Origin of the sequence: Bacillus cereus (genome assembly GCF_025917685.1) — a bacterium.
Lineage (GTDB): Bacteria > Bacillota > Bacilli > Bacillales > Bacillaceae_G > Bacillus_A > Bacillus_A cereus_AT.
This window is the reverse complement of the sequence record NZ_CP089518.1, coordinates 1,445,917-1,458,942: the sequence shown is the minus strand read 5'-3', so window position 1 is coordinate 1,458,942 and position 13,026 is coordinate 1,445,917. Positions and strand designations below refer to the sequence as shown.

Below are 13,026 nucleotides of genomic sequence, written 5' to 3'. Positions count from 1 at the left end.
TATGTTTGTCATCTAAACGAAACGTACATCCGATAGACATCTGCTAAAAACTGCTGAAATTTAATACCTTGTTTCCCTAATACATTTTCAGGATCAATCTTTCTAGCTGGATCAAGTGTTTTATGTGATACGATATCTTTTTTCGGATTCAAGCCAAAGTTTTGACATAAATAAGCATGATACCATGTAAAACGAGTATATGCTTCCCAAAAGTTAACATCACCGCCATAGCAAAGTTCCACACCAATGGCAGCCTTATTCGCATCATAACCATATAGATCATTATCCGTCGGCACACCATATCGAACATGATATGCAACCTCATTTATAGGGACAATTTCCAATATTGTTTTGTCATCTATAAATGTATGCGCCGAAGCTTTCGGTTGTATTTCATTAAAGTAATCTCGATTCCCTATCGCATTGCTACCAGGATTCCCCGTATCATGACTTACAATAAACCTTACTTTAGAAAGAGGAATTCCCGGTCGTGAACTTCCATATCCAATATAGTTACGCTCTATAGGAAACATCGCCATTACTACCAACTCCCGCTTTAGAAGATTACCTTACTTCCTTATATGTATTCGGTAGCAATGTCCTTATAGCATATTTCTTATGCGAAGATAAAATCGAAAATATTTGATGTGAATACCATAAATAATAAAATACTTACAGCCACTCCATAAAAACCGTAAAACCAAACACAATCTTCTTTCGTATCTAAACCGAAAAATTTATTTACTGATTGTAATAATGTGCCACGCTTACTTTGCTTGTTTCGTAATACTTCCACTCGTTCTACAACATCCGCTGGCATCATAAATCTTTGGTCTACTGTCATTTTCATCATTTATCTCTCCTTAAAATCATTTCCGTTTTGTTTATCTAAGGAGAGTATAGCACGTTTGTTCGTGTAGAACAAGCGTTCTTTTTGTTTTTATTTTATTTTTCAGCAAACCAAGTAAGAATTGAGATTACAACGGCGATAATCGGCCCTACTACAACCAAACCAAATATTAAAAACAGTAACCCTTCCCCGAACACCCGAACGATACTTGTTTTTCTGGCTTCCATCGTTCTTGCAAGTTCTCCCTCTAACCTCTTAACCTTTTCTTCTAATTGTTCTACTCGTTCCATCATTTCATTTTCCATATACAACACCTCAATTTAATACTTCAACAAAAAAACGTGATCCCCTCGAAAGGAAATCACGTTTTCTCAAAACATTATATATTATACCCAACCTCTGAAGCGACTAGCCTCAGCCATTTTACGAACACCAACCATGTATGCAGCTAAGCGCATGTTTACTTTACGAACTTGTGATGTTTCATAAATTGAATCGAATGATCTTACCATTACTTTTTCTAAACGTTGTTCTACTTCTTCCTCAGTCCAGTAGTAACCTTGGTTATTTTGTACCCACTCAAAGTAAGATACTGTAACGCCACCAGCACTTGCTAATACGTCTGGAACAAGTAAAATACCACGATCTGTTAAGATTTTTGTTGCTTCTAATGTAGTTGGGCCATTTGCAGCTTCAACCACAATTTTCGCTTTAATCTTATCAGCATTTTCTTCTGTAATTTGGTTCTCAATTGCAGCTGGAACTAAAATGTCGCAATCAAGTTCTAACAGTTCTTTGTTTGAAATTGTATTATTAAATAGTTTTGTTACAGTACCGAAGCTATCGCGACGATCTAGTAAGTAGTCAATATCTAATCCATTTGGATCATGTAATGCGCCATAAGCATCTGAAATTGCAATTACTTTCGCGCCTGCATCATGCATAAATTTAGCTAAGAAGCTACCAGCGTTACCAAATCCTTGAACAACAACGCGTGCACCTTTAATATCAATGTCACGTTTTTTCGCAGCTTCACGAATACAAATTGTTACACCTTTTGCAGTCGCTGTTTCACGTCCGTGTGATCCACCTAATACAAGTGGTTTACCTGTGATAAATCCTGGTGAATTAAATTCATCGATACGGCTATACTCATCCATCATCCATGCCATAATTTGTGAGTTTGTAAATACATCTGGAGCCGGAATATCTTTTGTCGGACCAACAATTTGGCTAATTGCTCGTACATAACCGCGGCTTAATCTTTCTAATTCACGGAAAGACATCTCACGCGGGTCACAAATGATTCCACCTTTACCTCCACCGTATGGTAAATCAACAATACCACATTTTAAACTCATCCAGATAGAAAGTGCTTTCACTTCATTTTCTGTTACGTTTGGATGGAAGCGAATTCCACCTTTCGTTGGACCAACAGCATCATTATGTTGTGCACGATATCCTGTAAATATTTTAACAGTCCCGTCATCCATACGAACTGGAATTTTCACTGTCATCATACGAATTGGTTCTTTCAATAATTCATATACTTCGTTTGGATAACCCAATTTTTCTAATGCTTCATTAATTACAATTTGTGTTGAATTTAACAATTCAAAATGTTGTTCCCCTTGTTGTTGTGTTTTCGTTTGAGTTCCCTTTTCGGCTACCATAGTAAGTAAACCCCCTGTAATTTCACTTGTTTAGTAAACCTTCATTGCCTAGTATACACCGTTAAATTTGGAATGCAATAGAAAACGCTAACAAATATATACAAACTATTTCGTATTGCAAGCGTTTTCACTATTATTATAGTCCTTTTATTGCTTTTAGAAAAGTAAAATACTTAAATATTTAAATATTTTTTATTTTCACCAAAACACATTCAATAAAATCAGTATTTCATCAAGAAATACTGATCAAATTTTCAACTACAGGTCGGCTAGTCTTGTTGCCTAAACTTCGCTTTATAGATTTTAGATTTTCCAATCTTCAGCTGAATAAAAATAAAACCTCAAGCTACGTTACATTAGCTGAGGTTTTGCTTTTTCACAAAGTAATTGTATATTTGTTCAATTGCTTGAGAATCCATTAATTCTTTACCATATTCCATTATGCGATAAATTGTTGCCGTTGACGGATTACCATATTCTGCTAAAATAGCTATAAAATCCGCCTTCAATAATTGAAATTGCTCTTCTTCTTCTATCCAAAGATAAAAACGATTATCCCATGTATACAACTTCCCATCAGTTACACCAAGGTTATATAAGCGATTTGACAAATTGATTACATCATCTAATGTAGCAAACTCGTAAAGTATATGTTCACTTTCATCAAGAGTCACTTGCATTTCAATAAACTCGTCACGGAACTCATCTTCTGTGTCCACTTCTTGATTTTCTTTTGTCACAATTACAACCATACCTTGAGCTTGTAGAGAAAATACTTCCACAGCAATCGGACCATCCGCTTCAAACCCTAATTCTTCATTTGCTTCTTGCATCATATCACGGAATAGTTGCTGTACTTTCGGTGCATTCCTCCACAAATCTTCTTTCGTTAATCCTCGTTCTGATAAATCATCAAATGTTAGGAAAATTTTGATCTTATTGTAATTTAAACGTTCCAGTCTCATCTCATACCCTCCCTACGTAACCATTGCATCTAATTTTTATTATATGAAATAGAAAATAGATGGTTCTTTCCGAACGACTATTCTGACATTCTTAACCATCCATCCCATTCTTCTTTCGTGTTACCAATAAGGATATTTTGAAGATTTAATTGATCCCCAATACTTTTTCTTCCTATAAAACCAACAAAGAGATTTTTATTTTTTGCTTGCAACAAATCAATAAATCTTACTGCCTCTTCAAGTTCTCGTTCATCATCAAAAGATATAAACAAATACTTAGGTTGCAATTGTTCAATAGCTAGTAAAATACCTTCTTCATCTAAACTTGTCCCCATATACATTGCTTGATATCCTTTTATTCGTAAATACGTCGCGAAAATAAATCCTTTTAATATATTATTTTCTAAAACGAAAACTTTGTTAACGGAAGAATACACTGATGCATTATGATAAATCATTCCTAGACGTGTTTGTAAGAATGATACAACATATTTGAATTGTGACATTGTAATCTCATTATTATTTTTTAAAATTAACAACTTGTTTGCCACTTGAAGAATGATACTTATAACAACCTTTTCCGTTGAATATATACTAAAAACCTCGTTTAATAATGCAGAAGTTGTAATTTCATCAAATTCTAACAAAGCTTGTAGTATATCGTCCACTAAAACAACTTCTTTATCAGTAATTTTTTCTATTTGAATGTTGTTCTGCAACCGATTCCCTTCTAATAACTGAACGGCTTGTCCAATCATCATCCCCTCAGAAACTTTGTTCATTAACCATTTCAAAATATAAATATGCTCTTCTGTATACAAACGATGCCCCGCCTGATTTCTCTTTGGGGCAATAATATGATAGCGTCTTTCCCATGCGCGAAGTGTACTCGGTTGAATTCCGAGTATATTCGAAACAGCTTTTATATTATAGTTCCCATTTGAAGTTGGCATTATTTCCCTCCACACAACGTAATGATATGCGTTTGAGAAGGTGCCCGAAAACGCAGAGGAAGCAATGTTGTTCCATACCCATTACTAACAAAGAGTGTCATATTAAAATGCTTATATATACCACCCTTTAAATATTTTTCAGATGGAAACAACCGAATTTGCCCTCCATGTGTATGTCCACTTAACACGAGCGAAATTTGTTCTTTACCAGACATTTTCTTTATTATATCAGGGTTGTGACTAATTAAAATGCGAAAACCTTCTTCTTTACAATCAGCCAATGCTAAATCTAAACGATCTCGTTCTAATCCAACATCATCGATACCGAGCAAGCAAATTTTCTCTCCTAACTCAGACTCAAATACAACTCTTGTATTATCTAATACCTTCACATTATTTTCTAACAATAAAGCATCTAATTCGTGATTTTCAATTTCATAATCATTATTTCCCCATACAAAATATACAGGGGCTACTTCTCTTAATTTTTGAATATTTAAAGATATTTGCGATAAAGGTACTCCTTTTTCAGCTAAATCACCGCCAATAATTACGATATCCACTTTCCCTTTCACTCGTTCAATTAGCGAGCTAGAAATGACCCTTCTATGAATATCCGAAATAAAAAAAACATTAACTTTTTGAAAACTTTCCGGAAATTCTTTGAATACTAATGTATGTTCCAGCACAGTATTACGCATCGCTTCTTTATACATTCCAAGAAGACATACAAAACCAATGCATATGAGAGTACATAATAATATAATCCATGTCATATATTTTTTACTCTCCCTCCTCGTAAAGTATAGTCCTTCATTTTATATGCAGTTATTATTTATCACTCATTTAACTAGCTCTCTTACTTCGCAGACTTATCTTTTATAGGAATTTTTAATTCTTGTCCTACTCTCACTTCGTCTTCTTGTAAATCATTATACTTTTTAATTACTTCCATTCCATTTTCATCTGAGAAATATTGCTTCGCTATACTTTTTAAACTTTCCCCATCTTTCACAATATGAGTTGCTACTTTCTCAGACTGCTTTTGAGATTCCGTCTTAGCTGAATCAAAGAAAATTACTTCAAACGCACTTTTCCCAGCATTATTACTATCACTTTTCACCTGTGTATATTTATCTGTATACCATAGAATACTAATAGGTAACAATATGAATAAAAATGTTAAAACTCGGACGAAAATATGATTCATTTTAAATTTTGGTTTTTTCTCTTTATTTCTATGAATTTCACTACGCGGCGGTAAACCTTCATCTTCTTCCACTCGCTCAATTTCTAACTCCTCTTCAAAATCAGGAATTCGTTTTCTCATGTTGTTCACCACCACCTTCCATTTATTTTCTTAATTGGAGTCCCATTATAAAATCAACAAGAAAGTGTGCAAAGATTGTTATAAACAAATTGCCTGTCCACTCGAATACATAACCAAAAACAAAGCTAATAAAGCAGACGAAACAAAACAAAAAAGGCTTCGTTATATACCGAATATGTAACACAGCAAAAATTAAACTCGCTATTACAATTCCAAAATGAGTCTGCACTACACCTCTAAATAAAAACTCTTCCGCAAAGCCAATAATAAACGTAATAACGAGTAAATGCATGACAGAGATTCCTTGAAACATTCTATCGTTAATGCCACCATCATCAAACCAAGATTCTGGAAACACTCGCATTGCAACATAATCTAATAACACAATACAAATCGCTAATAAGCCACCTAGTACAAGTATAGAAATCGGTTCCCATTTCCACAAACTATAAACTTCTCTTTTATCTTGAAATAATATGTATGCTAGTAAACAACCGATACCAATAATGATTAGTTGTGTTATGTATAGATTCAGTCTTATTTCCCTCGGACTCATATCTTCAACATTTTGCCTTTGAATGTTCATCATTCCTCCATCTTCCCTAGGCCGAAAAGCTTTTGTAACTCTGTTTCCCAATTATAGTCGAAAACTGACTGTTGCGCTCGTCTTTTTTTATAATCTGTTTTTGTAATACCACAGTAATCACAACAGTTTTCTATCTCTTTTTCCTTTCTATAACCGAACTGTTGTAATAAATATTCACGCCTACATCCTTGAACTTGTATCCATGACTTCATATTTTCTAGCTCACTATATTTATTACGCAGTCTCACTTCCACTTCCGCTATTAATCTGTGCATTATTTCATCTGACAAGCTCTCTAGCAGAAGATTTCGCTGTTGTATGATTCCAAGATGTTCGAGATGATAACGGATAAAACGCCAATATTGTTCATTAAATCTTGCTGCATTATAACAAATTTCTTCTACATCTTCTATTGGTAATACTTTCGTTTGAAACATTCTTTCTTGTAGTAACGAAAATAAAAATTGTATTTGTGATTTACTTGGCAATTCATCTTCAATGATTGAAATTGGCAAATCATGATCCAATGGACTACATAACAAAATGGCTATACTCGGTTCACCATCTCTCCCCGCCCTTCCAATTTCTTGTAAATAGGAAGCTACATTTGTCGGATATTGAAAATGAATAATATATCTTGTATTCGCCTTATTGACCCCCATCCCAAAAGCACTTGTACATATTACAATTTGCAACTGGTCATTCATAAACTGTTGTTGAATTAACATACGCTCTTCATGTTCCATACCACCATGATAAAAAGCTACACCTGTAATTCCTTTTCCTCTTAAATACTCGGTTAAACGCTCTGTCCAGGCCCTACTTGAACAATAAACAATACCAGGTCCTTGCAAATACATTATATGCTCAAAAAGCGCCTCTTTTTTTTCTTCTATCGTTTCCACAAATTGCACTTCCATCGCAATATTTGGACGATCAATTGAATACACATGCTCAGCGACATTTTTTAGATTTAAACTTTCGGCTATATCTCGCAGTACATCCTTTGTAGCAGTTGCTGTTAATGCTAGTACATTTGGAGAGCCGATACTCTCAATTACTTTATCTAATTTTTTATAATCTGGCCGAAAATCATACCCCCATTGTGAAATACAATGCGCTTCATCTACGACAAATAATGAAATATGTATTTTTTTCAATTCTCTTATTAGAAGTTCCGACTGCAACATCTCTGGTGATACGAAAACAAATTTATAAAAAGATAGCTTTTTCATTGCTTCCCTTTTTTCACTTAACGTCCGAAAACTATTAAATGCAATAACTCGATTTTTCACGACATACTTTAATTGCGTAACTTGGTCTTCCATTAAAGATAATAATGGTGATACAACAAGCACCGTACCCTCTTGCAGCAGCCCCGGAAGTTGATAACACATCGACTTCCCCCTTCCAGTCGGAAGCATCGCTACAACATCCTTTCCTTCCAATAAGTCCGTAATAACTCCTTTTTGCCCCGGACGAAATTCAGAATATCCAAACCACTTATATAAATATTCCTCAAGCTTCATTAATACCCTCCATCCGTGCCAATACAAGACGGACTTCAAAATAAGAGATTCCCTCTCCAACCGCTTGCTTCAACACACGCAATTTACGTGTTTGTAATGCTTCAATTACTTTTGATACTTTTTCTATTTTTTCTTTTCCCATAAACATCTCAATAGAAAATTCTTTTTCTCGTAAAGCAATCTCCACAAAATGATCTTCTATCGTGGCAACCTTTAAATTCCGAATTGTCGCTATTTCTTCTAAAGAGCGTCCTTGTCTCCAAAAATTATATGTTTTTTTCGTTGATAAGCTAAATAAATCAGCTTTCTCATTTGGATAAGAAATAATTTCAGCTAATAATGGAAATTCATTTTCTTTATTGCGAACTTCTTGAATAAGGAAATGAATTGTACCCCAGAATAAAAAGTACACTCGAAATATATCTTGTTTCGTAATTTCCGCTAATTGTTGTAAAGTACACCCAATACGTTCATAGCCAGTTAATCGATATGTTACGATTGTCGCTTCTACTGAATTATTTTTTTGTAAAAGAGTATGCATCTCCTTCCACAATCTTTTAGCCAATTCATTTCTCGTATATGGTATTCCCGTGAGAAAACGTTTCACCCACATCATTATTTCTGTATCCTGTTGAATTGGAATAAATTTCGCATTTGCCTGTTGTATATTCGAAATGGTTTGAACGATTAATGCTAATCTCCTCCAAAACGTTTCACCTATTTCACCATAGTGTAAACCATGTAAATACGTCGGAAAGGCAAATTCATCTTCCCATTTGTTTAATTGCATATTACCAGCAGTCGTTAACACGTATGTATTATCATGTATAGATTGAACTAAATCCGTCTGTAACAACTTTGCAACTTCTTGATCATAATCAGCTCTATTTAATGATTTATAAATCCCAAACAAAAAAGAAATTTGAAACATATTCCCATCTTGTAATGTTTGCGACGATCTCTTTCCTTTTAACAAATAATAAATCGAAGAAACGGTTCTTTCACCATTCAATTGTTTTAAACAATATAATAAAGTATATTGTAGCTGCATTACCGCTTCCACCTTTCAGTCTAACTTCATTCCTTTTTCAATACGATCGCATTTAACTTATCATATTCACACTACATGCTTGTATATATTCTATTGTATCAAACGAAATAACATTTAAGTATTTTGAAAATCTTATGAAATAATTCAAAAACAAGTTGACACCCTAATTGATAAGCATTATCATTATAATTTTATGTTGAAAAGTTTTAAAAACCGTTTTACAATAAGGTTATAATTTTTTGACGAACTTTTCACATACATATTATCAGGAGGGAAAAAAGATGGCAAAATATACAATCGTTGATAAAGATACTTGTATTGCATGTGGTGCTTGTGGCGCTGCTGCACCAGACATTTATGACTATGATGATGAAGGTATTGCATTTGTAACATTAGACGATAACCAAGGTATCGTTGAAATTCCAGATGTATTAATTGAAGATATGATGGATGCATTCGAAGGCTGTCCAACTGACTCGATTAAAGTTGCTGACGAATCATTTGATGGCGACTCTTTAAAATTCGAATAGTCTTTTATTAACTTCAAAAAATACCCCTCATATGGATGAGGGGTATTTTTTGTTTTCTATTTTCATTCTACTTAATAAAAAACCATTAGTAGTCCATACTACTAATGGTTTTATTTTACCCCGCATCAACGGGCAGTAAGACCCCTACCTCAACAACGAAAGTAAAGAAGTTAGGTGAGGGTCGGGCTGCCCGTAAATGCCCGATAGGTGAAGGCTAATAATCAGCGGGGGATGAACAAAACCCTCACTGATTAAAGTTTCACTTTATATTTTATGCATTATTCATTTTTGCAAACACCCATACTTTCAGGCGTGAGAATAACGCTACAAATACAATTGTCACTACAATTCCTTTAATCAAATTAAATGGTAAGATTGCCGTTACAACCGTTGTTTTTATAGCATCACTAGACATAGCTGGTGAATTTAAAAACCAAGTGTAAGCTGGGAATATGATGATGTAGTTTAATACACTCATGATTAACGCCATTGTAATTGTCCCTAGCATTAATCCTGTCGTTAAACTCTTTACAGTACGATACTTTCTAAATAAGAAAGCCGCTGGTCCAATAAATAAACATCCTGCAATAAAGTTTGCAATTTCTCCAACTGGCACTCCCGTTAAACTTCCTTGAATCCCGTAATGTAAAATATTTTTTATCGCTTCTACAATTACTCCTGCAATCGGCCCAAAAATAATCGCCGCAATTAAAGCTGGCACATCACTAAAATCAATTTTTAAAAATGGCGGAAGCCCTGGGAATGGAAAATCCAACATCATTAGTAAATACGCAATACTACTTAGCATCGCTACACTCACCATCTGCACTACACTGCTTTTTTGTTTCATCTTTCTCTCTCCTTTTCCATCGATCTTCTCATGGAAAGTGGAAAGGTTCTGCTATGCCTATTTTTTCATAGAACGAAAAAACCCTTTGCGATTTACACAAAGGGAGAATTTTAAGGCACATCAAACAGACGTTCAAATACTTATCTTTTTTGAACGCTTGAACCTCCATCTTCTCCCATCCAGACTATACTGTCGGCTTTGGAATCACACCAAATCCTGCCTTAACGGCTCGCGGGCTTAGAACGAAATTATTAACTGTTCATCACCGCCGGTCGGGATTTTCACCCTGCCCCGAAGATAGACCGATATTCTATTTTCCACTTCATTATACAACAACATAATCGTATTGTGAACAAAAAAAGTGTAACTTATTAAAAATAAGTTATTAATTTTATATAACCAAAGATACAATCAATATATTTTACAATACAACCCATATTTTTTATAATTCGGTATTTCTCTTATGAATCCCCTAGTCATATATCGTTAAAAGTGATAAGATGTTGAATTGTTAAGATAAGAACATTTTCTGAGTTATGGAGGAAATGTCATGAAGAAAGATAAAAGACACTCTATTCGAGAAGCAATGAAAAAGAACTTAAGAAAAGAATACTTTTATTTAAAAAAAGAATTACTTTTCTACTGTCCAATTGATCTAGGCACATTCTCACAAGAGACATACTACGCTACTTTTGACCAAGATGGCATAAGTATTTATCAGTACGATAAAAAAACAGAAAGTAAATTAAAATTGTGCGAGCGTCATCCATGGAAGAGTTGGAATAAGGTAAAAGTTGATCACTATTTAACAACTTCTCAATTTATTTTCCAAGGTGAGCGAAACTGGATTTTATCCCTTTTCCAAAAAGGAAAAGAAGCTCAAAAAATAATTGAAGAACATACATCTTTACAAATTGAAGTTGTTTCCCGTCCTTTTTCCAAGAAACTTCCTGGTTTCCGTTCTAATACACCATTGAATAAATACATCGGTAGCATTTGTTACACTGCACTTATTGCATTTTTATTAAAATGGATGATTCCATTTCAAGCACCACAAATCGCCCTGTATTCTCTTTCAATTGGCTTTATGCTTCTTGGTTTACTTTGTCTTACAATTGGTCTAATCGAACCAACTATCGTACTATTCCGGACAAAAGAAAAAACAAGAACAAAAGTCTTTTACTTATATAGCTACTTAGCTATTTCTGGATTTATATGTGTCTTTATTTTTTGGTAAAAGAAGCCGTCCCAAAAGATTTTTTGGGACGGTTTTTCGTTAGGAATAGGTTACTCTTATCTTCGTACGTTATTGCTAAGTCAACATTTCTTGTCGAAACATCGATATAAATTCATTTACTATCGTATTCTCAAAAATCTATTCAAAAGTTATACTTTGGGAAGTTTCCTTTACTTAACGTATAGTTGTTGGTTCGGATAGATTCGCTCTTGTCGTAATCCATTTCTCACTTTGATTTCCTCAACTGTCATACTAAATCTTCGAGCAATACTAACTAAAGTGTCACCTTTTTGTACAACATATAATGATGATGACACGACTTGATTTTTTTGTTCATTTAAAACAAGCAACGGATTCATCGCATTCCTTTTCTCCACCGTCCATCTTCCTTGATGCACTTCTAAATGTAAATGCGCTCCTCTCGATTCTCCTGTATTCCCTACCTCTCCAATTCGCTCTCCTTTTGAAATATTATCCCCTTGAACTACATATCTCTTATTTAAATGCGCATAAACAGCCTCATATTCTCCATGTTTAATAAACACAACATTTCCATAACTACTTGAAAAATAAGACTTTGTCACCTTACCATTTTGAATAGCTGCAACAGGCGTTCCAATGGACGCAGCTATATCAATACCATAGTGTTTCCCATGTCTTGTCCCAAAATAATCACTTACCTGCCCATCAACAGGCCATATCCACTGATTCTCTTCAGCGTAAATATGTAATTGAGATAAAAATAATATACTCAATATCACCACGCCACATTTTAACGCTTTCATATACATCCTCCGTTTTCTAATAACCGTCATACCTTCTCTATTGTGGGATATTACAGAAAAAAGTATACAAAAAAAGGAAGTGAATTACTCCACTTCCTTCTCTTCTTTATTGCGAAAAACAAGTGCACTGCGGTTATATTCCACATCTTTCACTTGTAAACGCGCATTTATTACTCTAGCTACCGCAAACAAATAATCAGATAACCTATTTACATACTTTAGAACAATTTCATTGGTTTCTCCTTCTTTTTGCAATGACACTATACAACGTTCTGCTCTTCTTATAACTGTACGTGCAATGTGTATTGCAGCTGATCCCTCGCTACCACCTGGTAAAATAAAACGTTCTAATGGCGGCGCTTCTTCTGTATACAAATCAATTCTTCTCTCTAAATACTCCACCATCTCTATCGTTACTTTATAGGGGATTTTCTTCTCTACTATTGCTAAATCTCCTCCACAATCAAATAGTTCATGTTGAATATTTTCAAGCTCGTTATAAATGTCACGAAAACATTCCTCTTGCAATTTTGACAGCGCGTATCCGATATGAGAATTCGCCTCATCAATTGTGCCATAAGCTTCTACACGTATATGATCTTTATCCACTCGGCCACCTATTACACTCGTTTCCCCTTTATCTCCTGTTTTTGTATAAAGTTTCATTTCATTATGACACCTCTCTTT

16 protein-coding genes and 1 riboswitch are annotated in these 13,026 nt (G+C 34.3%); of the genes, 2 read left to right on the top strand and 14 right to left on the bottom strand.

All coding sequences use genetic code 11. From position 1 onward, the window contains the following. Positions 1–8 precede the first annotated feature (8 nt). The 11 genes from LUS72_RS07535 to LUS72_RS07485 all read right to left on the bottom strand — a co-directional run bounded on the left by LUS72_RS07535 (position 9) and on the right by LUS72_RS07485 (position 8,937). On the bottom strand, positions 9–539 hold the full coding sequence (locus LUS72_RS07535; RefSeq protein ID WP_001240648.1) for a peptidoglycan recognition protein family protein: 531 nt from the start codon (positions 537–539) through the stop codon (positions 9–11). Between the two features lie 77 nt (positions 540–616). Next, on the bottom strand, positions 617–853 hold the full coding sequence (locus LUS72_RS07530) for a DUF3961 domain-containing protein (RefSeq protein ID WP_002075213.1): 237 nt from the start codon (positions 851–853) through the stop codon (positions 617–619). A 92-nt stretch (positions 854–945) separates the two neighbouring features. Further along, positions 946–1,155, bottom strand: coding sequence for a hypothetical protein (locus LUS72_RS07525; protein ID WP_097831733.1), 210 nt, complete (start codon positions 1,153–1,155; stop codon positions 946–948). Positions 1,156–1,236: 81 nt separating this feature from the next. After that, on the bottom strand, positions 1,237–2,523 hold the full coding sequence (gudB, locus tag LUS72_RS07520) for an NAD-specific glutamate dehydrogenase (protein ID WP_071744887.1): 1,287 nt from the start codon (positions 2,521–2,523) through the stop codon (positions 1,237–1,239). 356 nt (positions 2,524–2,879) lie between these two features. Then, entirely contained in the window at positions 2,880–3,488 is a 609-nt protein-coding gene (locus tag LUS72_RS07515; protein WP_097831734.1) for a genetic competence negative regulator, read from the bottom strand. Positions 3,489–3,565: 77 nt separating this feature from the next. Beyond that, a complete protein-coding gene (locus tag LUS72_RS07510; RefSeq protein ID WP_097831735.1) occupies positions 3,566–4,441 on the bottom strand; it encodes a MerR family transcriptional regulator in 876 nt (291 codons plus the stop codon). Continuing rightward, entirely contained in the window at positions 4,441–5,217 is a 777-nt protein-coding gene (locus LUS72_RS07505; RefSeq protein ID WP_097831736.1) for a metallophosphoesterase, read from the bottom strand. Before LUS72_RS07505 ends, LUS72_RS07510 begins: the two co-directional genes overlap by 1 nt. 83 nt (positions 5,218–5,300) lie before the next feature. Then, positions 5,301–5,771: a LysM peptidoglycan-binding domain-containing protein gene (locus tag LUS72_RS07500; RefSeq protein ID WP_097831737.1), complete on the bottom strand. Its 471-nt coding sequence runs from the start codon at positions 5,769–5,771 to the stop codon at positions 5,301–5,303. A gap of 22 nt (positions 5,772–5,793) precedes the next feature. Beyond that, positions 5,794–6,357: a CPBP family intramembrane glutamic endopeptidase gene (locus LUS72_RS07495; RefSeq protein WP_001025786.1), complete on the bottom strand. Its 564-nt coding sequence runs from the start codon at positions 6,355–6,357 to the stop codon at positions 5,794–5,796. Continuing rightward, entirely contained in the window at positions 6,357–7,886 is a 1,530-nt protein-coding gene (locus tag LUS72_RS07490; protein WP_097831738.1) for a RecQ family ATP-dependent DNA helicase, read from the bottom strand. Before LUS72_RS07490 ends, LUS72_RS07495 begins: the two co-directional genes overlap by 1 nt. Next, complete coding sequence (locus LUS72_RS07485) at positions 7,876–8,937, bottom strand: YpbB family protein (RefSeq protein WP_097831739.1); 1,062 nt, start codon at positions 8,935–8,937, stop codon at positions 7,876–7,878. The genes LUS72_RS07490 and LUS72_RS07485 overlap by 11 nt, the downstream gene beginning before the upstream one ends. 281 nt (positions 8,938–9,218) lie before the next feature. On the opposite strand from LUS72_RS07485, the gene LUS72_RS07480 reads away from it, so the two are divergent. After that, positions 9,219–9,467: a ferredoxin gene (locus LUS72_RS07480; protein WP_001151994.1), complete on the top strand. Its 249-nt coding sequence runs from the start codon at positions 9,219–9,221 to the stop codon at positions 9,465–9,467. Positions 9,468–9,738: 271 nt separating this feature from the next. On the opposite strand, the gene LUS72_RS07475 is transcribed toward LUS72_RS07480, so the two are convergent. Next, positions 9,739–10,317, bottom strand: coding sequence for an ECF transporter S component (locus LUS72_RS07475; protein ID WP_097831740.1), 579 nt, complete (start codon positions 10,315–10,317; stop codon positions 9,739–9,741). Between the two features lie 163 nt (positions 10,318–10,480). Then, a riboswitch (FMN riboswitch) is annotated at positions 10,481–10,620 on the bottom strand. A 247-nt stretch (positions 10,621–10,867) separates the two neighbouring features. Between LUS72_RS07475 and LUS72_RS07470 the strand changes: the two genes are divergently transcribed. Continuing rightward, positions 10,868–11,554 (top strand): hypothetical protein, encoded by a 687-nt coding sequence (locus tag LUS72_RS07470; protein WP_097831741.1) that lies wholly within the window; start codon positions 10,868–10,870, stop codon positions 11,552–11,554. Between the two features lie 170 nt (positions 11,555–11,724). On the opposite strand, the gene LUS72_RS07465 is transcribed toward LUS72_RS07470, so the two are convergent. Together LUS72_RS07465 and LUS72_RS07460 are read right to left on the bottom strand one after the other, a co-directional pair. Then, the gene (locus LUS72_RS07465; protein ID WP_097831742.1) at positions 11,725–12,339 is read right to left on the bottom strand and encodes a peptidoglycan DD-metalloendopeptidase family protein; all 615 of its coding nucleotides are present in this window, start codon (positions 12,337–12,339) and stop codon (positions 11,725–11,727) included. An 84-nt stretch (positions 12,340–12,423) separates the two neighbouring features. Next, the gene (locus LUS72_RS07460) at positions 12,424–13,005 is read right to left on the bottom strand and encodes a cob(I)yrinic acid a,c-diamide adenosyltransferase (RefSeq protein ID WP_097831743.1); all 582 of its coding nucleotides are present in this window, start codon (positions 13,003–13,005) and stop codon (positions 12,424–12,426) included. Positions 13,006–13,026: the final 21 nt, after the last annotated feature.

Excerpts from the sequence above, each read along its gene's own strand:
- LUS72_RS07535 (WP_001240648.1), bottom strand. The coding sequence starts at position 539 with ATGGCGATGTTTCCTATAGAGCGTAACTATATTGGATATGGAAGTTCA.
- LUS72_RS07530 (WP_002075213.1), bottom strand. The coding sequence starts at position 853 with ATGATGAAAATGACAGTAGACCAAAGATTTATGATGCCAGCGGATGTT.
- LUS72_RS07525 (WP_097831733.1), bottom strand. The coding sequence starts at position 1,155 with ATGGAAAATGAAATGATGGAACGAGTAGAACAATTAGAAGAAAAGGTT.
- gudB (WP_071744887.1), bottom strand. The coding sequence starts at position 2,523 with ATGGTAGCCGAAAAGGGAACTCAAACGAAAACACAACAACAAGGGGAA.
- LUS72_RS07515 (WP_097831734.1), bottom strand. The coding sequence starts at position 3,488 with ATGAGACTGGAACGTTTAAATTACAATAAGATCAAAATTTTCCTAACA.
- LUS72_RS07510 (WP_097831735.1), bottom strand. The coding sequence starts at position 4,441 with ATGCCAACTTCAAATGGGAACTATAATATAAAAGCTGTTTCGAATATA.
- LUS72_RS07505 (WP_097831736.1), bottom strand. The coding sequence starts at position 5,217 with ATGACATGGATTATATTATTATGTACTCTCATATGCATTGGTTTTGTA.
- LUS72_RS07500 (WP_097831737.1), bottom strand. The coding sequence starts at position 5,771 with ATGAGAAAACGAATTCCTGATTTTGAAGAGGAGTTAGAAATTGAGCGA.
- LUS72_RS07495 (WP_001025786.1), bottom strand. The coding sequence starts at position 6,357 with ATGAACATTCAAAGGCAAAATGTTGAAGATATGAGTCCGAGGGAAATA.
- LUS72_RS07490 (WP_097831738.1), bottom strand. The coding sequence starts at position 7,886 with ATGAAGCTTGAGGAATATTTATATAAGTGGTTTGGATATTCTGAATTT.
- LUS72_RS07485 (WP_097831739.1), bottom strand. The coding sequence starts at position 8,937 with ATGCAGCTACAATATACTTTATTATATTGTTTAAAACAATTGAATGGT.
- LUS72_RS07480 (WP_001151994.1), top strand. The coding sequence starts at position 9,219 with ATGGCAAAATATACAATCGTTGATAAAGATACTTGTATTGCATGTGGT.
- LUS72_RS07475 (WP_097831740.1), bottom strand. The coding sequence starts at position 10,317 with ATGAAACAAAAAAGCAGTGTAGTGCAGATGGTGAGTGTAGCGATGCTA.
- LUS72_RS07470 (WP_097831741.1), top strand. The coding sequence starts at position 10,868 with ATGAAGAAAGATAAAAGACACTCTATTCGAGAAGCAATGAAAAAGAAC.
- LUS72_RS07465 (WP_097831742.1), bottom strand. The coding sequence starts at position 12,339 with ATGAAAGCGTTAAAATGTGGCGTGGTGATATTGAGTATATTATTTTTA.
- LUS72_RS07460 (WP_097831743.1), bottom strand. The coding sequence starts at position 13,005 with ATGAAACTTTATACAAAAACAGGAGATAAAGGGGAAACGAGTGTAATA.